19 protein-coding genes and 1 other RNA gene are annotated in these 22,585 nt (G+C 57.2%); 14 read left to right on the forward strand and 6 right to left on the reverse strand.

From position 1 onward, the window contains the following. The first annotated feature begins 173 nt into the window (after positions 1-173). Positions 174-1,370 carry a multidrug efflux MFS transporter EmrD gene (emrD, locus tag LRL22_RS06790; RefSeq protein WP_042030002.1) on the forward strand — a complete coding sequence of 399 codons (1,197 nt, stop codon included), beginning with the start codon at positions 174-176 and terminating at the stop codon, positions 1,368-1,370. 84 nt (positions 1,371-1,454) lie between these two features. Here emrD and LRL22_RS06795 read toward each other — a convergent pair whose 3' ends face one another. Then, positions 1,455-2,363, reverse strand: a complete 909-nt coding sequence (locus LRL22_RS06795) for a LysR family transcriptional regulator (protein WP_270905020.1) — start codon at positions 2,361-2,363, stop codon at positions 1,455-1,457. A 161-nt stretch (positions 2,364-2,524) separates the two neighbouring features. On the opposite strand from LRL22_RS06795, the gene fdhD reads away from it, so the two are divergent. Continuing rightward, positions 2,525-3,322 carry a formate dehydrogenase accessory sulfurtransferase FdhD gene (gene fdhD, locus LRL22_RS06800; protein WP_270905021.1) on the forward strand — a complete coding sequence of 266 codons (798 nt, stop codon included), beginning with the start codon at positions 2,525-2,527 and terminating at the stop codon, positions 3,320-3,322. Beyond that, complete coding sequence (locus LRL22_RS06805) at positions 3,309-5,600, forward strand: FdhF/YdeP family oxidoreductase (RefSeq protein ID WP_270905022.1); 2,292 nt, start codon at positions 3,309-3,311, stop codon at positions 5,598-5,600. The genes fdhD and LRL22_RS06805 overlap by 14 nt, the downstream gene beginning before the upstream one ends. A 165-nt stretch (positions 5,601-5,765) precedes the next feature. Here LRL22_RS06805 and ssrS read toward each other — a convergent pair. Both ssrS and zapA read right to left on the reverse strand, forming a co-directional pair. Then, positions 5,766-5,947: non-coding RNA, 6S RNA (gene ssrS / locus LRL22_RS06810), on the reverse strand. A 16-nt stretch (positions 5,948-5,963) separates the two neighbouring features. Further along, a complete protein-coding gene (gene zapA / locus LRL22_RS06815) occupies positions 5,964-6,296 on the reverse strand; it encodes a cell division protein ZapA (protein WP_041209342.1) in 333 nt (110 codons plus the stop codon). A gap of 173 nt (positions 6,297-6,469) precedes the next feature. On the opposite strand from zapA, the gene LRL22_RS06820 reads away from it, so the two are divergent. From LRL22_RS06820 to LRL22_RS06830, 3 genes are all read left to right on the forward strand, one after another. Further along, positions 6,470-7,039, forward strand: coding sequence for a UPF0149 family protein (locus tag LRL22_RS06820; RefSeq protein ID WP_033116025.1), 570 nt, complete (start codon positions 6,470-6,472; stop codon positions 7,037-7,039). A gap of 177 nt (positions 7,040-7,216) precedes the next feature. Continuing rightward, positions 7,217-8,467 carry a 2-octaprenyl-6-methoxyphenyl hydroxylase gene (gene ubiH / locus LRL22_RS06825; protein WP_270905023.1) on the forward strand — a complete coding sequence of 417 codons (1,251 nt, stop codon included), beginning with the start codon at positions 7,217-7,219 and terminating at the stop codon, positions 8,465-8,467. Between the two features lie 108 nt (positions 8,468-8,575). Further along, positions 8,576-9,844, forward strand: coding sequence for an FAD-dependent 2-octaprenylphenol hydroxylase (locus tag LRL22_RS06830; protein ID WP_270905065.1), 1,269 nt, complete (start codon positions 8,576-8,578; stop codon positions 9,842-9,844). A gap of 212 nt (positions 9,845-10,056) precedes the next feature. Here the strand turns inward: LRL22_RS06830 and LRL22_RS06835 are convergent, their stop codons facing one another. Beyond that, positions 10,057-10,284 (reverse strand): hypothetical protein, encoded by a 228-nt coding sequence (locus tag LRL22_RS06835; protein WP_040067241.1) that lies wholly within the window; start codon positions 10,282-10,284, stop codon positions 10,057-10,059. Here LRL22_RS06835 and gcvT point away from each other — a divergent pair. The 7 genes from gcvT to hxsA all read left to right on the forward strand — a co-directional run bounded on the left by gcvT (position 10,261) and on the right by hxsA (position 18,859). Then, complete coding sequence (gene gcvT, locus LRL22_RS06840) at positions 10,261-11,358, forward strand: glycine cleavage system aminomethyltransferase GcvT (protein WP_005346577.1); 1,098 nt, start codon at positions 10,261-10,263, stop codon at positions 11,356-11,358. The two genes, LRL22_RS06835 and gcvT, sit on opposite strands and share 24 nt — an antisense overlap. Before the next feature lie 84 nt (positions 11,359-11,442). Then, positions 11,443-11,832 (forward strand): glycine cleavage system protein GcvH, encoded by a 390-nt coding sequence (gene gcvH, locus LRL22_RS06845; protein WP_270905024.1) that lies wholly within the window; start codon positions 11,443-11,445, stop codon positions 11,830-11,832. Between the two features lie 298 nt (positions 11,833-12,130). After that, positions 12,131-15,007, forward strand: coding sequence for an aminomethyl-transferring glycine dehydrogenase (gene gcvP / locus LRL22_RS06850; RefSeq protein ID WP_270905025.1), 2,877 nt, complete (start codon positions 12,131-12,133; stop codon positions 15,005-15,007). A 322-nt stretch (positions 15,008-15,329) separates the two neighbouring features. Beyond that, positions 15,330-15,617, forward strand: coding sequence for a His-Xaa-Ser system protein HxsD (hxsD, locus tag LRL22_RS06855; RefSeq protein ID WP_270905026.1), 288 nt, complete (start codon positions 15,330-15,332; stop codon positions 15,615-15,617). Beyond that, positions 15,610-17,055 (forward strand): His-Xaa-Ser system radical SAM maturase HxsB, encoded by a 1,446-nt coding sequence (gene hxsB, locus LRL22_RS06860; protein WP_270905027.1) that lies wholly within the window; start codon positions 15,610-15,612, stop codon positions 17,053-17,055. The genes hxsD and hxsB overlap by 8 nt, the downstream gene beginning before the upstream one ends. A 5-nt stretch (positions 17,056-17,060) precedes the next feature. Continuing rightward, positions 17,061-18,266 carry a His-Xaa-Ser system radical SAM maturase HxsC gene (gene hxsC, locus LRL22_RS06865; RefSeq protein WP_270905028.1) on the forward strand — a complete coding sequence of 402 codons (1,206 nt, stop codon included), beginning with the start codon at positions 17,061-17,063 and terminating at the stop codon, positions 18,264-18,266. Beyond that, entirely contained in the window at positions 18,263-18,859 is a 597-nt protein-coding gene (gene hxsA / locus LRL22_RS06870) for a His-Xaa-Ser repeat protein HxsA (RefSeq protein WP_139709231.1), read from the forward strand. The genes hxsC and hxsA overlap by 4 nt, the downstream gene beginning before the upstream one ends. A gap of 35 nt (positions 18,860-18,894) precedes the next feature. Here hxsA and LRL22_RS06875 read toward each other — a convergent pair whose 3' ends face one another. Next, a complete protein-coding gene (locus LRL22_RS06875) occupies positions 18,895-20,448 on the reverse strand; it encodes a methyl-accepting chemotaxis protein (protein ID WP_270905029.1) in 1,554 nt (517 codons plus the stop codon). Between the two features lie 203 nt (positions 20,449-20,651). On the opposite strand from LRL22_RS06875, the gene LRL22_RS06880 reads away from it, so the two are divergent. Then, a complete protein-coding gene (locus tag LRL22_RS06880; protein ID WP_128816388.1) occupies positions 20,652-21,362 on the forward strand; it encodes an HAD family hydrolase in 711 nt (236 codons plus the stop codon). Positions 21,363-21,488: 126 nt separating this feature from the next. On the opposite strand, the gene LRL22_RS06885 is transcribed toward LRL22_RS06880, so the two are convergent. Then, positions 21,489-22,559, reverse strand: a complete 1,071-nt coding sequence (locus LRL22_RS06885; protein WP_270817061.1) for a permease — start codon at positions 22,557-22,559, stop codon at positions 21,489-21,491. Between the last annotated feature and the right edge of the window lie 26 nt (positions 22,560-22,585).

The following is a 22,585-nucleotide window of genomic DNA, read 5'->3' on the forward strand; positions in this document are numbered from 1 at the left end:
TGAATCACTATGATGCCCCCATACCTCCAAACGTCCTGTGCGGTGGTCTGGCGGGCTCCCCGCCTACTGTTTCCAACACTGTTTTTGATTGCATCACAGCCTCTGTGATCAGATTCCTCTGGGCCATTTTGTGCCAGAGGGCGGCAGCTTTTTTTCGATTTTTTGGGACTGATATGGATCGGCACAGTTTTTATCCGTTGTTTTTACTGACCATTCTGATGGTCGCTGTGGGCCAGATGACCCAGACCCTCTATGTCCCCTCCATTCCCATGATGGCGGGGGACTTCAATGTGGCCTCGGGCCAGTTGCAGGCGGTGATGGCCTGTTACCTGATCCCCTATGGCCTCTCCCAGTTTGTCTACGGGCCGCTGTCGGATCGCATCGGTCGTCGTCCGGTGCTGATCGTCGGCATGATGGTGTTTCTGGTGGGCACCCTGATCATTCAGGTCATCCCCCATTTCGCCGCCCTGCTGGTGGGCAGCTTTGTTCAGGGGCTGGGTACCGGTGCCGGTGGCGCCATGAGCCGTACCGTGATGCGCGATCGCTACAATGGCGCCGAGCTCAACCGCGCCAATAGTCTGGTGAGCATGGGGGTGATCTTCTCCCCGCTGCTGGCCCCGGTGCTGGGTGGCTGGCTGACCGAGCTGTTCAACTGGCGTGCCGGTTACTGGTTCCTGTTCGGTTTTGGTGCCGTAGCCACTCTGGCGATCATGGCCTGGTTTGGTGAGACGCTGCCTGCTGCTGCCCGTCAGCCACTGCGCGTCGGTGCTGCCTATCGCCATGTGCTGGGCAACCCCAAGTTTCAGGGCAACCTGCTCTGCCTGATGGCGACCTTTGCGGGACTCGCGGTATTTGAAGCGGCGGCTGGTGTGCTGCTCGGCGATGTGCTGAAACTGAGCGCCCGTACCGTGAGCGTGCTGTTCGTGCTGCCGCTGCCCGGCTATCTGTTCGGGGCCTGGCTCTCTGCCAAGCTGAGCTTCCGTTTGACTCAGGGCAAACTGATGCGTCTTGGCATCGCCTTTCTGGCGCTCGGTTCTCTCATCATTCTGGTGCCGGGGCTGTTCGGGGTGGTGAGTGCCGCCTCGCTGGTCGGTGGTGCGGCCGTCTACTTCATCGGTAGCGGTATTCTCTACCCGACCGCCACCTCCTGTGCCATCGAGCCCTTCCCGGGTCAGGCCGGCACCGCGGGTGCCATTCTCGGCGGGATGCAGAATCTGGGAGCCGGTGTGGTGACCCTGCTGGCGGCCGGTTTCCCGATGACCGGGCAGGTGACCCTGGGGGCCATCATGACCCTGATGGTGCTGATCGTGGCACTGAGCTTTGTCTGGCTGCGCCACCATGGCTCGCCGCACGAGCAGATGGCGATTTGATGCCCGCGCTTGCTCTCTGAAAGCCCGCCTTCTGGCGGGCTTTTTCTTTACCAGAACCGGATGAGGTTTGCCGCTCGGCCTGCGTCAAGGCGCGTTTGCCGGTTCACCCTCGGCCACCAGCTCAAGAAAGGCACGCATGGCGGGGGTGATGCTCTGCTGGCGGGTCAGAAAGGCGGTATGGCCGATATTCTCCAGCGGAGCGAGTGGCAGGCAAACGAGATCCGAGAGTTTGCTGGCAGAGCGGGCGAGGCCGGCGCTGACGATGGCCCAGCCCAGCCGGTGGCGTACGGCGCTGACCAGATGGAACAACGAGTCGGTCTCCAGTACCACGTTGAGCGAGGTTCCCCCCTGCTCGGCGGCGCGATCCAGATACTGACGAAATTGCATGGTGCGGCTGGGCAGCACCAACGGCTGTTGCTGAAGTTCAGCAAGCGCAATGTCGCTGTTGCGCGGGTACTGATCCGCTTCGTCACGGTTCATCAGCACCGCCATCTGATTGGTGCCTTGCGGGTAGACATGAAAGGCGCGTCGGCCAGCTCCGCCAACCGGTTCATCAAATCCCAGTCCGATATCGCACTGATGCAGCTCCAGCTGTGATAGCAGGGCTTCGTTGCTGAGCACCGACAGGCGAATGACGATATCGGGATAGCGCTGCTTGCAACGGGCGATAAACGGCATGATGTCGAGATTGGACTGGGGCACGATGCCGATGCGCAGGGTACCGGATAGCTCGCCCTGAAACAGGGCCAGCTCCTGCTTGAGCGCCTCCTGCTCCAGCAACATCCGTTCGGCATACTGGCGTACCAGCTCGCCAGCCTCGGTCAGGGCGACAAACTGGCTGGTGCGTACCACCAGATCGGTGCCGACACTCTTTTCCAGGGCAGTAATGCTGGCCGAGAGGGTCGGTTGGGTGATGTGGCAGGCTTTGGCCGCTTTGGCAAAATGCCGGTGTTTGGCCAGTTCGTGAAAGTAGTGAAGTTGCTTGATATTCATCTGGTTGTAGTGGAGGCAGTGGAACCGGCTATTGAAAAATTAATCAATTGAAAAAACATCTTTGATAGAGCAACTCTATCAGGATATAGATTTATTTCATTGGTTTTGCGTCAGTCGCCTCTCTAAACTTGAATGCAGTTTGCATTTTTAGGCCAACCTGCATGCCTGCCCATTCTCCCGTCGCAACCCCCGCCAACTTGCCGTCACTGGATCATCTGGTAGAAGAGGTAGCCGTCGCCATCAACATCAATGGCATCAACCACGCGGTGATGATGGCGACCCCGGACGATCTCGACGACTTTGCCGTCGGCTTTCTGTTTGGCGAGGGGATCATCCGGCATAACCACGAAGTCCACGACATCCAGGTCGCGCCAGCCGAACAGGGTATTGTGCTGGATGTGACCATTGCCAACCGCTCCCTGGCTGCTTTGGCTGAGAACAAGCGTCGGCTGACCGGGGTGACCGGCTGCGGCATCTGCGGCGTAGCGGCGGTGGAGCAGGCGCTGCCCGCATTGCCGGTGTTGCCGCTGACGCCGCCGCTGGATGGGGCCTTGCTGGCGGGGCTGCGTGCGCAGATCGCCCAGTGGCAGCTCAAGGGTCAGCAGCACGGCGCCCTGCATGCAGCGCTGGCGCTGGATGCCGAGGGCCGGATCCTGCATTGCCGGGAAGATATCGGGCGCCACAATGCCCTCGACAAGCTGATCGGCCTGCTGCTGCGTCAGCACAGTGCGTGCGACACCCTGGTGGTGACCAGCCGCTGCGGCAGCGAGCTGGTGCAAAAAGCCGCCCGCTTTGGTGCCCGTCACCTCATCTGCCTGGCATCGCCCAGCCAGCTGGCGGTCAGGCTGGCCCTCAAATACAACCTCAACGTCGTTCATATTCCCAAGTTTGATCCCCCGGTCAGCTATTCGAGCTATCGCCCGGCGGATCCCATCGGAGAGTGCCATGAGTCATATTGAAAAGCCCGCCAAAGCCGGCGGTTTTTCGTCCCTGCAATCCACCATGAAACAGGTGCTGCGCAGCCAGAAGACCCGTCAGAACATCAAGAACCTGCTGCGGGTCAACCAGACCGACGGTTTCGACTGCCCGGGGTGTGCCTGGGGTGACAACGACCACGGCACCTTCCAGTTTTGTGAGAACGGCGCCAAGGCGGTGGCCTGGGAGTCCACCGGCAAGACGGTGGGGGCCGAGTTTTTCGCCGCCCACTCGGTGCGCCAGCTGGTCACCCAGAGCGACTACTGGCTCGAGTATCAGGGGCGGCTGACCGAGCCGATGCGCTACAACCTGGCGACCGATCACTATGAGCCGGTGAGCTGGGACGATGCCTTTGCGATGATTGCCGACACCCTCAAGGGGCTGAATAGCCCGGATGAGGTGGAGTTCTACACCTCGGGGCGTGCCAGCAACGAAGCTTCCTACCTCTATCAGCTGTTTGGTCGCCTGTTTGGCACCAACAACTTCCCCGACTGCTCCAACATGTGCCATGAGGCGAGCGGGGTAGCGCTGATCCAGTCGGTCGGTATCGGCAAGGGGACTGTGGTGCTGGATGATTTCGATCAGGCGGATGCGGTGTTCGTCTATGGCCAGAATCCGGGTACCAACCACCCGCGCATGATGAATGCCCTGCGCCAGGCAGCGCGCGGCGGCTGCAAGATCGTCAGCTTCAACAACTTGAAAGAGGTGGCCCTCGAGCGCTTCGCCAGCCCGCAGAGCCCGCTTGAACTGCTGACCCCGGCGGCCACCACCATCAGCCACCAATATCTGACGCCGAAACTGGGTGGCGACATGGCCGCCATCCGCGGCATGGCCAAGTACATCCTGGAAGAGGCGCCAGAGGCGGTGGATCGCGACTTTATCGCCCGCCACACCCACCACTTTGCCGAGTATGAGGCGCAGGTGCGTGCCACCGACTGGGCGGCGATCGAGCAGCAATCCGGCCTGACCCGCGCCGAGATCGTGCAGGCCGCCCGGGTCTTTGCCGCCAGCCAGCGCATCATCAGTTGCTGGGCTATGGGGGTGACCCAGCATCTGCACTCGGTCGATACCATCCGTGAAATCGTCAACCTGCACCTGATGCGCGGCCAGATTGGCAAGCCGGGTGCGGGACTCTGTCCGGTACGGGGCCACAGCAACGTGCAGGGCAACCGCACCATGGGGATCAACGAAAAACCCACCGCCTCCTTTATCGACCGGCTCGAGCGTCACCTGCAGGTGAGCCTGCCGCGGGCCCGTGGCCACAACGTGTACGAAGCGCTCAAGGCGTTGGACGAAGGCAAGAGCAAGGTGCTCATCTGCCTGGGCGGCAACCTGGCTGCAGCTGCGCCCGACACCGACTTCACCTACGGGGCGATGAAAAAAGCCGAGCTCAATGTGCAGATCAGTACCAAGCTCAACCGCAGCCATCTGCAGGTGGGCAAGGCGGCGCTGATCCTGCCCTGTCTCGGCCGTACCGAGCTCGATATCCAGCGCAGCGGCAACCAGAAGATCACGGTGGAGGACACCTTCAGCATGGTGCACGCCTCGACCGGCGCAGCCGAGCCGGTATCGCCGCTCTGCCTCTCCGAGACCGACATAGTCGCGCGGATGGCTCATGCCACCGTGGGCAGCGAGCGGGTCGACTGGCTAGCTCTGCGCGATGACTATGCTCGTATTCGCGATCTTATCGAGCAGACCATCGCCGGCTTTGCCGATTTCAATGCCCGCATCCAGCAGCCGTGCGGTTTTCATCTCGATAACTCTGCGGCGCTGCTGACCTGGAATACCGCCAGCGGCTGCGCCGAGTTTCGTGCCAGCACCCTGCCGCAATCAGTGTTGCCGGAGTGTACTCGCCATGCCGAACAGATGGCGGATCAGCCGGTACTGCTGCTGCAGAGCCTGCGCTCTCACGATCAGTACAACACTACTATCTACGGCATGGATGACCGCTATCGCGGCATCAAGGGCCAGCGCAACGTGGTGTTCATGAACGAGGCGGATGCTCGCCAGCTTGGCTTTGCCGAAGGGGATCGGGTCGACATGGCGGCCATCTGCAACGATGGGCGCGAGCGCTACGTGACCGGTTTTGTGGTGGTGATCTACGAGATCCCGCGTGGCAACATCGCGGCCTACTATCCGGAGACGAACCCGCTAGTGCCCATCGACAGTATCGGGGTCGGGTCGTTTACCCCTACCTCCAAGTCCATCCCGGTGCTGGTGACGGCCTCCCGCCAGCAGGAGAATTTGTTGCTGGTCAAATAGACGCGCTAACGCGACTGGCTGCGCTAACACAGCATGCACTGTGAATGCGGTGATGCCCCGGGTGAGCTTTTCATCCGGGGCATTTTTTCAGCTCTGAAAGGGGTAGGGGGCGTTGATCATCAGGCAAAGAAAAAGCCCGTCACGCTGGTGACGGGCTTTTGCTGTTGGTACCCCGAGATGCCGTTGCCGGTTTGGGCCCTTGAACCGTCGGTTCAAGGCGGGGATCGGATCTGACCGCAGGCTTCTCGGTCGTGCCGAGCATGCGCAATAGCCAGAAGGCAGATCCCCTGTTTGGTATGAATATCGGCTCGGGGACTTGAACCGGCTGACAAACATCCCAGGGAATTTTAAAACGGTTTGCGATTAGGGCTGTTGCCCCTCTTCGCTGGAATCACCATATTGTCCGTGCTCGATCAGGGCCGCTTCGATGGTGCGCTGCAGCATCTTGATCCGCTTGTCCATGGTCTCAGAGTATTGGTGGTTCTTCTCTTTTTCAAGGCAGAGCTCATGGCAGAAATTAAGCGCCGCCATGACCGCCAATTGCTCGTTGCTGGAGACTTTGGAGCGTTGACGCAGGTCGATCAACTTGTCGGTCAGCTGCTCGGCGGCCTGGCGCAGGGCATCCTGCTGTCCCAAGGGACAGGATACCTTGTAGGGACGTCCCAAAATGACGATTTCTACGGCCTCTGTGCTCATGCCTTCCTCAATACGGCGGAGCTGATTTCCGCCTTTATCCACGTGGACAACTGGGCGGGACTATATAGCGCAGATGCATAAGTTTCAAGGCCTTGCTGGCTCTGCAAGAGGGAGAATGCTAGGATCCTGACCATTAATTCTGCAAATTTGCCTGAACTTTGAGCGGATCCTCTATGAGCAAAACAAACCCCCTTAAATATGCGGCTGTGGCCGACATCATGGAGCAGCATGAGCTGATGGCCAGTGCAGTCGAGGCCCATGGTGTGATCTGCGGTCTGGTGTGTGGTGGTGTGGCACTGGATGAGAAGAGCTGGGTCCCCCATTTCAACGATTTGGTGAACGACGGTTTCGGTCTGCCGGCCCCGGTGCGCCAGGTGATGACCGATCTTTATCACAATGTGGTCGAGAGCCTGATGGCTCAAAAAGGGGTTGAACTGCTGTTGCCAAGCGATGATGCCCCCCTCGATGAGCGGATCGATGCGCTGGTTGACTGGTCCCAGGCGTTTCTGGCCGGTTTCGGCGTGGTGCAGCAGGAGCTCTCCCGCGCGTCGGAAGAGCTGCAGGAGATGATCCAGGATATCGCCAGCATCACTCAGGTCTCTGCCGAGTTCGATCAGGAAGATGACGAGAACGAAGCCTCCTTCCTGGTGCTCTACGAACACGTCAAGTTGGGGGTCATGATGGCCTTTGAAGAGTTTGGCAAGCGCCCCGATACCCCGAGCGCACCGCCGACCCTGCACTGATAGATTGTTGCAGGCAAGCCAGCCTCCTTTTGCAAGAGCGCCAACAGGCGCTCTTTTTGTCGGCCATATTCTGGCTAACCCTGTGAGCCATAACCGCTTTTTTGCCCTCTAGCGCACATCCGCCGGTCGCCTTTGTGGTAGCATGAGGCCACGTTTTTCACTTCTCCCTCTCTGCTTATGCCCCAATCTGATGTGCGACAGGTCGATGTGACGCTGGTCGGTGGTGGAATGAGTGGTGCCGTGCTGGCCCTCTCGCTGGCGGCCCTGCGCAAGCCGGACGGCTCGCCCCTCGACATCCTGCTGCTGGAGGCGAGTGCCCCCGAGGCGCAACCATCCGCAACCCCTGCTCACCCCGGTTTTGATGCGCGCGCCATTGCGCTATCGGCCGGTACCAGCGAAGCCCTCGAACGGCGCGGACTCTGGCCCCTGTTTGCGCCCCATTGTGCCCCCATTACCCAGATCCATGTCTCGGATCGCGGCCACAGCGGTCAGACCCGTCTCTCGGCGGCGGAGTATGGGCTGCCTGCGCTCGGTCAGGTGATCGAGTTGGCGGCGGCGGGCAGTGAGTTGCAGCGGGCGATGGCCGCCATTTCGCACATCAAGGTGATCTGTCCGGCCAAATTGCGCGAGGTAGCGCCACGGGAGGAGGGGGTGACTCTCACCCTCGAGAGCGGTGAACAGATTGATACCCGACTGCTGGTGGCGGCGGACGGGGGCAACTCCTTCGTGCGCCAGCAGTTAACGCTGCCGGTGAGCCGTCACGACTATGAGCAGAGCGCCATCATCGCCACTGTTAAAACCCAGCAGGATCCGGCGGGCCGTGCATTCGAACGCTTTACCGAGAGCGGGCCGCTGGCGCTGCTGCCGATGCAGGGCGGCCTCTCTTCGCTGGTGTGGAGTGTCAGACGGGACGAGGTCGATGAGTTGATGGCGCTCGATGATGCCGTCTTCCTTGCCCGCTTGCAGCAGGCCTTTGGCTGGCGACTCGGTCGCTTTGAGCGATGTGGCGTGCGCAACGTTTATCCGCTGATCCTGACCGCCTGTGACTACCCGCTGGCCCAACGTACCGTGCTGGTGGGCAATGCAGCGCATGCCCTGCACCCCATTGCCGGACAAGGTTTCAACCTCGGCATGCGGGATCTCGACCTGCTCACCGGGGCGGTGGCCAAGTCGCTGGCAGAGGGGGAGGATATCGGCTGCTTCAAGGTGCTGAGCGGTTACTGGCAGCAGCGTCAGCGCGATCAGGAGCAGACCGTCTGGCTCACCTCCTCGCTGGCTCAGCTCTTCTCCAACAGCCACGATCCGCTGGTGGCGGGCCGCAATCTGGCGCTCTCCCTGATGGGGCGCCTGCCTTGTCTCAAGGCGCCGCTCGCTGCGCGAACTCTGGGGTTCGTCGCCGATCTCTGTAGCAATAATCGGCGGCAATAAATCGCCAGAGTTCAACAAAGAGCCCAGCAAAGAGTCCAACAGTTGCAAACGGGGAGGCCTGGCTGCCTCCCTCTGCTGGCCGATGGCCAGCCATGAAAGGATGAGATGATGCAGATGCAAAGTGTCGATGTGGTGATTGTCGGTGGTGGCATGGTGGGCCTCGGGCTCGCTGCCGCCCTCAAGGAGAGTGTCCTCAAGGTGGTGGTGGTCGAGGGACAACTACCCGACCCGCAGCTGGGGGAGGTGGCCGACAATCGGGTCAGCGCCCTGAGCCTCGCCAGCCAGCAGATCCTGCGCCATGTTGGCGCCTGGGACGGTATTGAAGCGCGTCGCCTGCAGGCCTACGACAAGATGGCGGTGTGGGAGCAGGACAGTTTCGGCCATATCGACTTCGATGCCGCCAGCCTGCGTCAGGCCAACCTCGGCCATATTGTCGAGAACCGGGTGATCCAGCTGGCACTGCTCGAAGCCATTGAAGGTGCCAGCAATATCCAGCTGCTGACCCCCGCCAGAGCCAAGAGTCTGCAGAGCGGCCCGGCGGGCGCCTTGTTGCTCCTTGAAGATGGTCAGGCCATCTCGGCCAAGCTGGTGGTGGCTGCCGATGGTGCCCACTCCTGGGTGCGCCGTCAGGCCGATATTCCGCTCACCAGCTGGGATTATGGTCACCACGCGCTGGTGGCAACGGTGCGCTGTGCCGAGCCCCACGAGGCGGTGGCACGCCAGATCTTCACCCCGGATGGCCCGCTCGCCTTTTTGCCCCTGTGGCAGGAGAACTTCTGCTCCATCGTCTGGTCGCTGCCTGCGGCTCGTGCCGAGGCGCTCTGCGCCTGTGACGACGAGCAGTTCAACCGCCAGCTCACCACCGCCTTCGATGCCCGCCTCGGTCTGTGCAAGGTGGAAGGGCCGCGCAGCGCGATTCCGCTCACCGCCCGCTATGCCCGCGATTTTGCCCGCGAGCGGCTGGTGCTGGTGGGTGATGCCGCTCACACCATCCACCCGCTGGCAGGGCAGGGGGTCAACCTCGGCCTGCTGGATGCGGCCGCGCTGGCCGAGCAGATCCTGCAAAACCATGCCACGGGCGAGGATATCGGTCTGCTTGCCAACCTGCGAAGCTACGAGCGCTGGCGCAAGAGCGAAGCGGCTCGCATGCTCGCTGCGATGGAGGGGCTCAAGCGGCTGTTCAGCGGGGCCAACCCGCTCAAGAAGCTGGTGCGGGGCGTGGGATTGCGCGCGGCCAACCTGCTGACGCCGTTCAAGGAGGGGGTAATCCGCGCAGCCATGGGGCTGGAGGGAGAGTTGCCCGCATTGGCCCGTCCTGACTGGGCAGTTGCGGCGACCAAGGGCAGTGCCATGCAGGCCAAGGGTGAAAAAAACTAATATTACTCGCGCTTTTTGACAACAAAAGTAATCCGACAAGGCTGATGACCCGTTCTGGGTGTCAGCCTTTAATTTTGCTCTGGAGCGAAACGTTTTTCTGCAAATTGTGACGAAACGGTAAAAATCAAAATTTAATCTCGCCTGAGTCGGCTTATGGCTGTTTTTATCACTGCATTTATCTTAGTGTCTGGAGTCAGTTTTACAGGAGGGGATTAGTTTTTTTTGAGCGGCACGCTCGCCTGCTTATCATATAATCCGCTCCGTTCAAGGAATCCCTCTTGCCTGGCAAGGGCAGGAGCGAGCACACACTTTTGGATCCGGTCGCTTTTTGCTGCACGCTGTGCAGTCAGAGCGGTGGCGCGGGTCGCAAGGGTGGTCGCCAAAGCGAAAAGGCTTTTTGCTAAGGAAAGAATGCGATGATCCAGACTACTGTACTGCATCCCAAACACCTGGAAGCCGGCGCCAAGATGGTGGACTTCCACGGTTGGGAAATGCCCATCAACTACGGCTCCCAGCTGGAAGAGCACCACGCGGTGCGCAGCGATGCCGGTATGTTCGATGTCTCCCACATGACCATCGTCGATTTGACCGGCGAACGGGTCAAAGCCTTTCTGCAACACCTGCTGGCCAACGATGTGGCCAAACTCACTGCCCCCGGCAAGGCCCTCTACAGCGGCATGCTCAATCCGGAAGGCGGCGTGATCGATGACCTCATTACCTATTACCTCACCGATACCTTCTACCGGCTGGTGGTCAACTCCGCTACCCGCGAGAAGGATCTGGCCTGGATCCGCCATCACGCCATCGATTTCGACATCACAGTGACCGAGCGTCCCGAGCTGGCGATGATCGCGGTGCAGGGCCCCAACGCCAAGGTCAAGGCCGCAGCCGTGCTGAGCGCCGCCCAGCGCACTGCCGTAGTGGGGATGAAACCCTTCTTCGGCGTGCAGGCTGGCGATCTCTTTATCGCCACTACCGGCTACACCGGCGAAGATGGTTATGAAATCGTGGTGCCGCAAGAGAAAGCCTGCGAGCTGTGGCAGGCACTGCTGGATAACGGCGTCGCCCCGTGCGGCCTCGGTGCCCGCGATACCCTGCGCCTCGAAGCGGGGATGAACCTCTACGGTCAGGATATGGACGAGTCAGTCTCTCCGCTGGCCGCCAACATGGCCTGGACCATCGCCTGGGAGCCGAGCGATCGCAACTTCATCGGCCGCGACGTGCTGGAAGCACAGAAAGCGGCGGGCAACCAGCCCAAGCTGGTGGGTCTGGTGATGGAAGAGAAAGGGGTGCTGCGTGCCGGTATGCCGGTCACCTTCACCGCGGCAAACGGTGAGAAGCGGGAAGGTGTGATCACCTCCGGCTCATTCTCCCCCACCCTGGGCTACAGTATTGCCCTGGCGCGGGTGCCCCGCGATATCGGTGAATTGGCCGAGGTGGAGATCCGCAAAAAGCTGGTCACCGTGAAGGTCACCAAGCCCGCTTTCGTCCGTAACGGCCAGAAGCTGGTTTAATACCGTTTTGGGGGAGGGCAGTGCCTCCCCCATCCCTTTTCATATTCGTTTTTAAACGCGACTCAAAGATCAAAGGAAGCACAAATGAGCCATATCCCGAGCGAACTGAAATATGCCACTTCCCACGAGTGGATCCGTGTTGAAGCCAACGGCGAGGCCGTGGTCGGTATCACCGAGCACGCCCAGGAGCTGCTGGGTGACATGGTGTTTGTCGAGCTGCCGGAAGTGGGCAAGCAGGTCAGCGCCGGTGACGACTGCGCCGTGGCCGAGTCGGTCAAGGCGGCCTCCGATATCTACAGCCCGGTGAGCGGCGAGATCATTGCCGTCAACGAAGAGCTGGAAGGGAGCCCCGAGCTGGTCAACTCCGACCCCTACAGCGCTGGCTGGCTGTTCCGCATCAAGCTCGATGACGAGAGCGAGCTGGCCAGCCTGCTGGATGCCGAAGGCTACCAGAACGTGGTGGACGAAGAGTAATGCCCCCGGGCCCTGCTAACACAGCAGGGCCCCTTTGTATGACCGCTAGCCGGGCAAGCGCCAGCCGGTGGAAGGGTGAAATCGTCCGCGCCTGCCGTTTGCTTGCCTGCTTTTGCCAGGGCAAACGGGCCGGTTCGCAACAAGGCGATCCCCTCTTGATGCTGCCGCAGCATCCGGTGCCGCACCCTGTCTGCGGGACCCAGAACATCAGTGGAGTCGGTATCAACCGACGATCAGGAACATCAGGTCTTGGTTATCAGGATGTCATGCCAGGACTTATTTATCAGGAAATAGGGAAATGACCCAGTCACTGTTTGAACTCGAGCAAAAAACCGATTTTGTCCGCCGCCATATCGGCCCGGGCGAGGAAGAGCTGCGCCAGCTGCTGGCGACCGTTGGGGCCGAAAGCCTGGACGATTTGATTGAACAGACCGTGCCCGCCGCCATTCGCCTGCCGGGTCCGCTGGGGATCGGTGCCGGCATGACCGAAGTGGAGGCGCTGGCCAAGCTCAAGGGCTATGCCGCTCAGAACAAGATTGCCAAGAGCTACATCGGCATGGGTTATCACGATACCCATGTGCCCCACGTCATTTTGCGCAATGTGCTGGAAAATCCGGGTTGGTATACCGCCTACACCCCCTATCAGCCCGAGCTGGCACAGGGCCGTCTCGAAGCCCTGCTCAACTTCCAGCAGCTGACGCTGGATCTGACCGGCATGGATCTGGCAAGCGCCTCCCTGCTGGATGAAGCGACTGCCGCTGCCGAGGCGATGGCGCTGGCCAAGCGGATGGCCAAGTCCAAATCCAACCTCTTCTTCGTGGCCGATGATGTGCACCCGCAGGTGATCGACGTGGTCAAGGAGCGCGCGGTTCACTTCGGTTTCGACGTGGCGGTTGGTGCCGCGAGCGATGCAGTGAGCGAAGAGGTGTTTGGTGCCCTGTTCCAGTACCCCACCACCACAGGTGAGGTGAAAGATCTGCGCGCCCTGATTGCCGCGGTACAGGCCCAGAAAGGGCTGGCCTGCGTCAGCGCCGATCTGCTCTCCCTGCTGCTGCTCAAGTCCCCGGGCGAGCTGGGCGCCGACGTGGTGTTGGGCTCCGCCCAGCGCTTTGGTGTGCCCATGGGTTACGGTGGCCCCCACGCCGCCTTCTTCGCTACCCGCGATGCCTACAAGCGCTCCATGCCGGGTCGCATCATCGGTGTCTCCAAGGATGCCCGCGGCAAGGCTGCACTGCGCATGGCGATGCAGACCCGCGAGCAGCATATCCGCCGCGAGAAGGCCAACTCCAATATCTGTACCGCACAGGTGCTGCTGGCTAACATGGCGAGCTTCTACGCCGTCTACCACGGCCCGGTAGGGCTGAAAACCATCGCCTCCCGCGTGCACCGTCTCACCACCATTCTGGCGCTCGGCCTCAAGGCCAAGGGGGTCGCCCTCAAGCATGCCAGCTGGTTCGATACTCTGACCGTGCTGACGGCAGATAAAGCAGCACTTATTGCCAAGGCTGAAGCCAATGGCATCAACCTGCGCGCCGATCTCGACGGTGCGGTAGGGATCTCCCTCTCTGAAACCACCACCCGCGGCGATGTGGTCGAGCTGTTTGATCTCTTCCTCGGTCAAGGCCATGGACTGGATATCGAGGCCCTCGACAAGGCGGCTCAGGCCTATCACGCCATCCCGCAGGATCTGCTGCGCAGCGATGCCGTGCTGACCCACGAGGTGTTCAACAAGTACCACTCTGAAACCGAGATGCTGCGTTATATCCACCGTCTCGAAGCGAAAGATCTGGCCCTTAACTACGCCATGATTTCGCTCGGCTCCTGCACCATGAAGCTCAACGCCACCGCCGAGATGATCCCGGTGACCTGGCCCGAGTTTGGCAAGTTGCACCCGTTCGCCCCGCTGGCCCAGGCCAAGGGCTACCAGTTGCTGCTGGCCGACCTCGAAAATTGGTTGGTGAAGGTGACCGGTTACGATGCGGTTTGCATGCAGCCCAACTCCGGTGCGCAGGGCGAGTACGCTGGTCTCTTGGCCATCAAGAAGTACCACGAGTCCCGCGGCGAAGGGCATCGCGACATCTGCCTGATCCCGGCTTCTGCCCACGGCACCAACCCGGCCTCTGCCCAGATGGCGGGGCTCAAGGTGATCGTCACCGCCTGTGACAAGTCCGGCAACGTGGATCTCAACGACCTGCGGGCCAAGGCGGCTGAGGCGGGGGATCAACTCTCCTGTCTGATGGTGACCTACCCCTCCACCCACGGGGTGTATGAGGAGACCATCAAGGAGGTGTGCGACATCGTTCACCAGCACGGTGGTCAGGTCTACCTGGACGGTGCCAATATGAACGCGCAAGTCGGGTTGACGGCACCGGGCTTTATCGGGGCGGACGTCTCTCACCTCAACCTGCACAAGACCTTCGCCATTCCTCACGGTGGTGGCGGCCCGGGCATGGGCCCCATCGGCGTGAAGAAGCATCTGGCACCGTTCGTGGCTGGCCACGCAGTGGTCAAGACCGACAAGGAGAGCCGTGACAATGGCGCCGTGTCGGCTGCACCGTTCGGCTCGGCCAGCATCCTGCCCATCAGCTGGATGTATATCGCCATGCTGGGTGATGAGGGGCTCAAAAAATCCACTCAGGTAGCCATCCTCAACGCCAACTATCTGGCCAAGAAGCTGGGTGAATCCTTCCCGGTGCTCTATTCCGGCCGAAACGGTCGGGTGGCCCACGAGTGTATTCTGGATATCCGCCCGCTCAAGGAGGCTTCCGGCATCAGCGAGATGGACGTAGCCAAGCGGCTGATGGACTACGGCTTCCACGCACCGACCATGAGCTTTCCGGTGGCGGGCACCCTGATGGTCGAGCCGACCGAGTCGGAATCCAAGCGCGAGCTGGATCGCTTCGTCGAGGCGATGACGTCCATCCGCGCCGAGATTGCCAAGGTGCAGGAGGGGCTGTGGAGCCTCGCCGACAACCCGCTGGTCCATGCGCCGCACACTCAGGATGACGTGATGGATGCAGAGTGGTCCCGTGGCTACAGCCGCGCCGAGGCGGTCTTCCCGTCGGACGCCGTGCGCGCCGCCAAGTTGTGGCCCTCTGTGAACCGCATCGACGACGTCTACGGCGATCGCAACCTGTTCTGTGCCTGTATCCCGACTGAGGATTACGCCAAGTAAGTGGCGTACTGAGCGTAAGCGGTAAACTAAAAATGCTCTGCAAACGCAGGGCATTTTTCTTTTGTATTGCTGAGCAATGTTGTGAGTGATTTGGCATATCTGCGTATTTGTCTAGATAGAAAATAAACAAGGGAGGGATAAAGACTCAATATGTAATGCGTTATGTGTGATGCTTGGCCATAGGAAATCCATCAAAATATTGAGCTATCGCAAGTAATGGTCAGATATTTCCAACTGAACCCCAAGTTTTCAGTTAACTATCCTCTAGCTGTGGTATAAAAATATAAAATTTGCCCTCATCGTATATTTCTTGAGCGTTGTCATGAATCTAGTTATTGATCCCATTTTTAGTAAAGATGCATTGTTGCGGACTTGTTATGGTTTTGCGGGTGATTTTCAATTCGATATTAAAATGAATGATGGAATGTATTCCATTACCATTTCTAAATTAGATGCCACACCGGTATCACGCAGTTTTGAGGCTGAATTTAAAAATGCGCTAGTTGATCATGAGCTACGGGTGGTGATTGAGGAGAAAACAAAAGTAGTGAAAGATGCTTTAGTTTGTGCTGCGCTGCGTGAGGCATGGGGTGTGCAGTCAGATGAATAATAAAATTAGAAATAAAGAATGCTTCACGGACAAAAATTATTCACTACTACCATTCAATTTTGAGCGGCTGAATAATGATGATACATTAATCGTCAATATGGTGGGCGAATATTCCTTTGTTAAATATTCCGAGTTACAAGATTTAGTTGCAGGTAAGTTACCAACTGATACTGCGCTTTATAATGAGTTAAAAAGAAAAAGCTTCTTATCAGGCTCAGAAGATTCTTATGCGCTACGAAGCTTATCTGCTAAATACAGGCAGCGCAAATCCTTCTTGGGCGGTGGGCCTGGTCTGCATATATTTGTGGTGACGCTGAGATGTGGGAATTCCTGCGAGTATTGTCAAGCGAGCAGGAAATCAATTATCTCATCACAATATGATATGTCACAAGAGTCGGCTAGGCATGCGGTAGATCGGGTATTTGAATCACCTAACAAATATATCACCATTGAATTTCAGGGCGGTGAGCCTCTTCTAGCTTTCGATGTAATTAAAAGTGTCGTTGATTACACCCACGAGAAAAACCATTTTCATGGCAAGAGCATTGTATTTGTGATTGCGACTAGCCTTCAATGTATCACAGACGAGATGATTGATTTCATCAAGATTAATAAAATACAGATATCTACATCATTAGATGGTCCAGAATGGCTGCATAATAAAAATCGGCCATCTACTTGTGGTAATAGCTATCAAAGTACCCTTGCGGGTATTCGGAAAGTGAGAGACGCCATTGGTGATGATGCTATTGCTGCTATGACTACAATCACCAAAGATAGTCTGCCATTTCACGAAGAAATTGTTGATGAGTATGTAAAGCATGGCTTTCATTCCATCTTCTTGCGCCCACTTAATATGTATGGCTTTGCCGTCAAAAAGGAAAGCAAAGTCAGCTATACATCAAGTGAGTATTTTGAATTTTACAAAAAAAGTCTGAAATATATCATCGATATCAATAACTCTGGCTACTACCTCGATGAAGTTACTGCTTCTTTGGCATTGAATAATATGCTAACTGGGCGTGCAGTAGGTTATGTTGATCTGCGTTCTCCATGTGGAGATGGTACTGGGGTGCTGGTCTATCACTACAACGGCTACGTTTACCCCTCAGATGAAGCCAGAATGCTCTATGACATGGGTGACAATAAGTTCTGTTTGGGCTCGGTAGATACCCCCTATGTTGAGCTGATTTCATCTGATGTGATGGCTGGGATTTTGCTGAGCGGGGTTGCTGAATCTCTGCCAGCCTGTGCCTATTGCGCTTACCTTCCCTACTGCGGATCCAACCCCATTCAAAACTATTCCCGTACAGGGGATATGTGTGGGCACAGGGCTAAGAATGACTTTTGCAATAAGCAAAAGCCATTGTATCGCCATCTGTTCAACCTCCTTGGGGAAAACAAGGGCGTATTCACCTCATGGATCACAAAAGGGTAAGTGCGATGAGCTTCAAATTGAAATTAAAAGCTGAAATTCACAATCCCTCTATTATTCGTCGCCCGTTGCGGGTGGCGACGATTGAGAGTTACATTGCTAATGGGCGATCACCGGAGGAGCTTTGTCTGATTTATCCAGACAGGCAAGATCGGGCAGAGGCCCTGCTCTCTATTAATTGGGGAGCGGTTGTAATTTATGATAAAGCAGCCCCACCCTTTGAAGGTCAAATTATCAAGGTCACCGAGACAGCCGAGCCCCTTGAGGATGGTGATATTATTGTGACCCTACATAATGCTGTTTACATTGTCTACAAGCAGTGCAGTGATTCCAACACTTTATTTCTGACTGAGCGGTGCGATAACCTCTGCATAATGTGTTCTCAACCGCCAAAAAACATCGATGACTCTTGGCGGATAAATGATGCTCTGGGCATCATCAATTTGCTTGATGATGATCCGCGCACATTGGGGGTAAGTGGTGGTGAGCCAACCATCCTTAGCGCTGATTTTTTAAAAATTCTTAGCCATTGTCACGAGAAACTGCCTCAAACCCAGCTCCATATTTTGACCAATGGCAAAAAACTGAGTGACAGAAACTTCATCAATAACATTAAGCAGATTGGGCACCAGCGAGTACTTTGGGGTATTCCATTGTATGGTTCGACTGCTCTCGAGCACGATTATCATGTGCAGTCTCGTGGTGCATTCAACCAGACTATCAATGGTCTCTATCACCTTGAAACAATCGGGCAACATATTGAACTACGTATCGTTTTGACCATCGATGTGCTCAATAATATTGAAGCATTATGTGAATTTATTGCCAGGAACTTATCATTCGTCTCATTTGTTGCGTTTATGGGAGTTGAATTAACTGGCTTTGCCAAGCGAAATTATGCACAAGTTTATTCTTCAATTGTTGAGTATTTACCTACATTGATATCGGGAATTAACATCCTGAAATTAAATAGAGTACAGGCATTAATTTACAATATTCCACAATGTCATCTTCCGCTGAGTTTGCGAGATCTTGCAGTACAAAGCATTTCTGACTGGAAAAATGAGTTTCCTAATGGTTGTGATAGTTGCGCGTCAAAAGCTATCTGTTGTGGCTTTTTTGAGTCGAACCTTTATCATAAGTCCGGTATTATAGTTAAATCGTTAAAAAGCATTAATGATGAATCTTATATTGAGGTAAAAGAGAAACTATGAAAAAGCTCATGTCCACTTTGCAACGATGGGGAGTATTTGGTCTGAGTGTTTTGGGTGGACATGGCGCTACGGCCAGCCCTGCACACCTTTCCGATGAAGCATTGAGTCAATTGAATTTGGACAACTTGCCAAATATGGCGTCATCGCTGAACCTGAATGTTAACAACCTCTATGCAGCGCATAGATCACATCGCTCACACAGTTCACATCGCTCGCATTCAAGTCATCGTTCTCACTATTCTGGCTATGGTGCCTCGACCTATAGCGCCCCTGTGAATTTGCCCTCAATCTCTACGGGCAGTAGCACCAGCAGTACTAACAGCCTCAATAGCGCTACTAAAGAAAGTCTGTACCCCACCACAGGTTCTTCTACGGTAAAACGTCGTACTGCAAATGACAGTGCGATGATTGAGTTGATCATGCGAGTGCAAATCGCGTTGTTCGCCAAAGGTTATGATGTGGGCATTATAGATGGCAAGTTGGGCCCCAAAACCCGTACTCAGATTAAACGTTATCAGCGTGACCATGGGCTAAATTCCACAGGCACACTGACAACCGAATTGCTTGGGAGTTTGGGTATTCAAATCCAATGACTGGCTTTCTAAAAGTAGCCTTCTAATCATTTATGCTATCCAAACGTCCGGCTTAAGTCCTTGAGGTGGCTCGCTTTGCTCTGCAAGTTGGCACTGGTTTCACTCACCTGATCGATTTTGAGACTGTTATCGTGAGAGAGCGAGGATATCTGGTTGATATTGCGACTGATCTCCTCGATGACCGCTTGTTGCTCGGTGGCCGCGGCGGTGATCTGATTGGAAAAATCAGAGACCTTGTCTATCTCGACCACAACCTGATTCAGGTTGCCGGTGCTTGCCCGGGTGGTGGCGAGGCAGGCGTTGGTTCTGGTCACATTGAGATGCATCATCTCTTTCCATCCCCCCAGGGTTTGCTGGATATGGCCAATGCTGTTCTGGATCTGCTCTGTCGCCTTGTGGGTTCTGGTCGACAGGCTGCGAACCTCGTCCGCCACCACTGCAAAGCCGCGCCCCTGATCGCCTGCCCGTGCGGCTTCGATGGAGGCATTGAGCGCCAGCAGGTTGGTTTGATCCGCAATGCCGCGAATTTCGCTCATGATGGTGCCAATCCGCTCGGATTCGCTCGCCAGCTCAACGGCTGACTGAAAGGCTTGCTCCGCCTGGGTGGCAAGCGCCGACATCTCTTCTCCTGCTTCCGAAAGCTGGGTGCTGGTGGTGATGCAGTGGCGGCGGGCTTCTTCGATCTGGCTGTTGCTGTCTTGAATATTGCGGTTGATCTCCTCGGCGGCCGAGGCCATCTGGGTGACGGCGGTGGCAATCTGCTGGATCTGCGTGTCTTGCGAAGAGATATCCTGGCTGGCCAGCGAGGCGGAGCCGCGCAGGTCATTGGCCATGGCATTGAGCGAAGCCGTGGTGTCATCCACCCGGCCGAGTACGGTACGGATCTTCGCTTGCCCGAGCTTGATATGGAAATCGGCAATGCTGTGGGGGGCATCCCCCGAGAAGATAAGGCGGCTGATGCTGTCGTAATCCTGCTCGAGCTGCTGCAAGAATCGCGGCGTGAGGAAGAGAGGGTGGCGATTGAACCAGATGGCGGCCAATAGGGGAATGATGACCCAGAGCGCCTGCAGCGGTGAGAGCAGCCAGAGCGCGCTGATCACGCTGACGAGCAGCAGGGGGATGGTCATCATGGCCGGCGTGAGTTGATGCAGGCCCATGTGAATGGCAGAGCCGGTTTCACGGGCTTTAAGGGTTTTGTACATCTGGCTGGCACGCGCTTTGTGTTCTGCGGCGGGGCGGCAGCGGACGGATTGGTAACCCACCATCTTGCCATCTTCATAAATCGGGGTGACATAGGCATCAACCCAATAATAGCGACCATCTTTGCAGCGGTTTTTTACCATCCCTCGCCATGGTTTACCCGCCTGCAGGTGGGCCCAGAGATCGGCAAACGCTGCCTTGGGCATGTCGGGGTGGCGCACCAGATTGTGATGCTGCCCCAACATCTCTTCCAGGCGATAGCCTGCCACCTGACAAAACGCCGGATTGGCGTAGGTGATGTCCCCTTTGAGATCGGTCGTCGATACCAACTGGATATCGTCGGCAAATTCAACCTCGGTATCTGTGGTGTGAAGCGAGCTGGTTACCATGATCAGACTCCGGTTTCGGCGTAACGGAATACTTCGTCTGAGTATGGCAGAGGATGTTCATTTATTGTGTTGTTGCACATTAACTCTTGTGCTACTGCGTGGGGACGGGATGGGTCTCACATTTTTACAGCGCGGTTTGGCGAGGGGAGGCAAGCCAAGTAACATGGCGTGACTTATGGCTGTGCAGCGAGACAGGTAACGCAATGAAGTTGGATGCGATTTTATGGGATTATGACGGTACTCTGGTCAATTCGGTGCCGAAGAATATCGATATCACCAAGCAGATCCTGGCTGAGGTCGCCCCCCATCTGACCGGAGAACATCTGCCGCGCTATCTGCGCAGCGAAGCGGAGTATCACCATGCCAATCACGCCGCCAAGAACTGGCAGGCGCTCTATATGGATTACTACGGTTTGTCGCGGGACGAGATGGTGCTGGCTGGCAGTCTGTGGGCCAAGCATCAGGAGATGAACCGGACCGAGGTGCGTTTTTTTGCGGGGCTGGAGGCGGTGATTGACCATTTCTCTGCCATTCCCCACGGAATTTGTTCGCAGAACTCCCAAAAGAACATTCGCCGCGTACTGGAGCAGCATGGCGTGAACAGCCTGTTCAAGGCTGTGGTCGGCTATGATGACGTGCCCGGACAGCAGCAAAAACCCAATCCTTACGGTGGCCTCAAATGTCTGGAGTCTATCTTCGGCCCAGCCAGGTGCCAGTCGCTGATCTATATCGGTGACCATGAAGCAGATGTGCAGTTTGCCCGTCATTTGCAAGCGGCGCTTGGCGAGCAGAGCCGTGTGATCTCGGTGGCTGTCGCCTATAGCCGCGCGACCCCGGAGCGCTGGGAACACCAACCCGACCATATCGCCCGTGACGTCGAGGATCTGCTCCCCATCGTCGGGCAATATCTGTAACGCCGGTTGCAGATTGCCGTACGGAATAGACAAGCGCCGACCAGTTGATCGGCGTTTTGTCTATGGGAAGCCTGATGGTTTCACACTCAGCTGGCTTAACACCTTGTCTGTTTAATGATGGGCGACTTAAAACAGCAGTTGCGTCAGGTAGCCCATCAGGATCGCCATGCCGAGTATCACGGTAAGGAAGGCCGCAATCATCGGAGTTCTGAACATCGATTTGAGCAGGATCACCTCGGTCAGGCTGGCACCGGCACTGCCGATGATCAGCGCCATGACGGCGCCCATTCCCATCCCTTTGCCCAGCAGTACCGACGCCAGCGGGATCACGGCCTCGGCACGGATGTAGAGCGGGATCCCGACGATGGCGCTGAAGGGGATGGCCAGCGGGTTGTCGGCACCAGCATGGGCTGCGATCCACTCGGCTGGAATAAAACCGTAAATAAACGAGCCGATGAGCACCCCCAGCAGCAGGAAGGGCAATACCGTTTTGAACTGCTGCCAGGCATCGATGCGAGCTTTGACCCAGGCGGTGGGGAGCAGTGGCGCTCTGGTCAGGGCAGCCGTGCCATCGCCGCAGCAGGGGAGGGTAGCCTGTTCTGCCATCTCTGGTTGCGGAGCCGGGCAGCACGCCGTCCCCTTGAGTTGTTTGATTGCGCGAATGGTACCGCGTTGGTTGTCACTGCAATTTGTTTGAGTTGTGGCGCGGGTCGCCGGGCCACAGTCGCTACCGCAAGAGGGGGTGGCCTCTTTGGGGTCGATGACGTGGCGCTCGAACCCGAGCCTGTCGAGCAGCATGCTCGCCATGACGGAGACGCTGGCGGCGATCACGGCGTAGAGCAGGGTCACTTTCCAGCCGAAGGTGGCCCACATCAAGCCGACGATGATAGGGTTCAGCAGTGGCGAAATAAACAGGAAGGTGAGGGTGGGGCCAAAGCCAGCCTTGGCCGAGAGCAGCCCTCTCAGCATGGGGATGGTGGAGCAGCTGCAAAAGGGGGTGACGGCGCCGAGCAGGGCCGAGAGCAGATAGCCCTTGCCATGGCGCGCCCCCAGCATCCGCTGGATCTTCTCGTCGGGGATCTTCTGGCGGATCAGGCTGACCCCGGCGCTAATGACCAGAAACAGAACCGACAGCTCGACAGCCAGAAACAGGAACATCTGGGCTGCATCGGTCAGCATGGTTAACCACTCATTCATTGTCGTATCCTCACTTGGTTTCTATA

The organism is Aeromonas sp. PI_26 (assembly GCF_027854445.1).
Classification (GTDB): Bacteria; Pseudomonadota; Gammaproteobacteria; order Enterobacterales; family Aeromonadaceae; genus Aeromonas; species Aeromonas veronii.

What these genes read in the sequence shown, in the direction of transcription:
- gcvT (WP_005346577.1), top strand. Translation starts at nt 10,261, where the DNA reads ATGATCCAGACTACTGTACTGCATCCCAAACACCTGGAAGCCGGCGCC.
- LRL22_RS06805 (WP_270905022.1), top strand. Translation starts at nt 3,309, where the DNA reads ATGAGTCATATTGAAAAGCCCGCCAAAGCCGGCGGTTTTTCGTCCCTG.
- hxsD (WP_270905026.1), top strand. Translation starts at nt 15,330, where the DNA reads ATGAATCTAGTTATTGATCCCATTTTTAGTAAAGATGCATTGTTGCGG.
- hxsC (WP_270905028.1), top strand. Translation starts at nt 17,061, where the DNA reads ATGAGCTTCAAATTGAAATTAAAAGCTGAAATTCACAATCCCTCTATT.
- ubiH (WP_270905023.1), top strand. Translation starts at nt 7,217, where the DNA reads ATGCCCCAATCTGATGTGCGACAGGTCGATGTGACGCTGGTCGGTGGT.
- LRL22_RS06820 (WP_033116025.1), top strand. Translation starts at nt 6,470, where the DNA reads ATGAGCAAAACAAACCCCCTTAAATATGCGGCTGTGGCCGACATCATG.
- LRL22_RS06885 (WP_270817061.1), bottom strand. Translation starts at nt 22,559, where the DNA reads ATGAATGAGTGGTTAACCATGCTGACCGATGCAGCCCAGATGTTCCTG.
- LRL22_RS06880 (WP_128816388.1), top strand. Translation starts at nt 20,652, where the DNA reads ATGAAGTTGGATGCGATTTTATGGGATTATGACGGTACTCTGGTCAAT.
- zapA (WP_041209342.1), bottom strand. Translation starts at nt 6,296, where the DNA reads ATGAGCACAGAGGCCGTAGAAATCGTCATTTTGGGACGTCCCTACAAG.
- gcvH (WP_270905024.1), top strand. Translation starts at nt 11,443, where the DNA reads ATGAGCCATATCCCGAGCGAACTGAAATATGCCACTTCCCACGAGTGG.
- gcvP (WP_270905025.1), top strand. Translation starts at nt 12,131, where the DNA reads ATGACCCAGTCACTGTTTGAACTCGAGCAAAAAACCGATTTTGTCCGC.
- LRL22_RS06830 (WP_270905065.1), top strand. Translation starts at nt 8,576, where the DNA reads ATGCAGATGCAAAGTGTCGATGTGGTGATTGTCGGTGGTGGCATGGTG.
- fdhD (WP_270905021.1), top strand. Translation starts at nt 2,525, where the DNA reads ATGCCTGCCCATTCTCCCGTCGCAACCCCCGCCAACTTGCCGTCACTG.
- emrD (WP_042030002.1), top strand. Translation starts at nt 174, where the DNA reads ATGGATCGGCACAGTTTTTATCCGTTGTTTTTACTGACCATTCTGATG.
- LRL22_RS06875 (WP_270905029.1), bottom strand. Translation starts at nt 20,448, where the DNA reads ATGGTAACCAGCTCGCTTCACACCACAGATACCGAGGTTGAATTTGCC.
- hxsB (WP_270905027.1), top strand. Translation starts at nt 15,610, where the DNA reads ATGAATAATAAAATTAGAAATAAAGAATGCTTCACGGACAAAAATTAT.
- hxsA (WP_139709231.1), top strand. Translation starts at nt 18,263, where the DNA reads ATGAAAAAGCTCATGTCCACTTTGCAACGATGGGGAGTATTTGGTCTG.
- LRL22_RS06835 (WP_040067241.1), bottom strand. Translation starts at nt 10,284, where the DNA reads ATGCAGTACAGTAGTCTGGATCATCGCATTCTTTCCTTAGCAAAAAGC.
- LRL22_RS06795 (WP_270905020.1), bottom strand. Translation starts at nt 2,363, where the DNA reads ATGAATATCAAGCAACTTCACTACTTTCACGAACTGGCCAAACACCGG.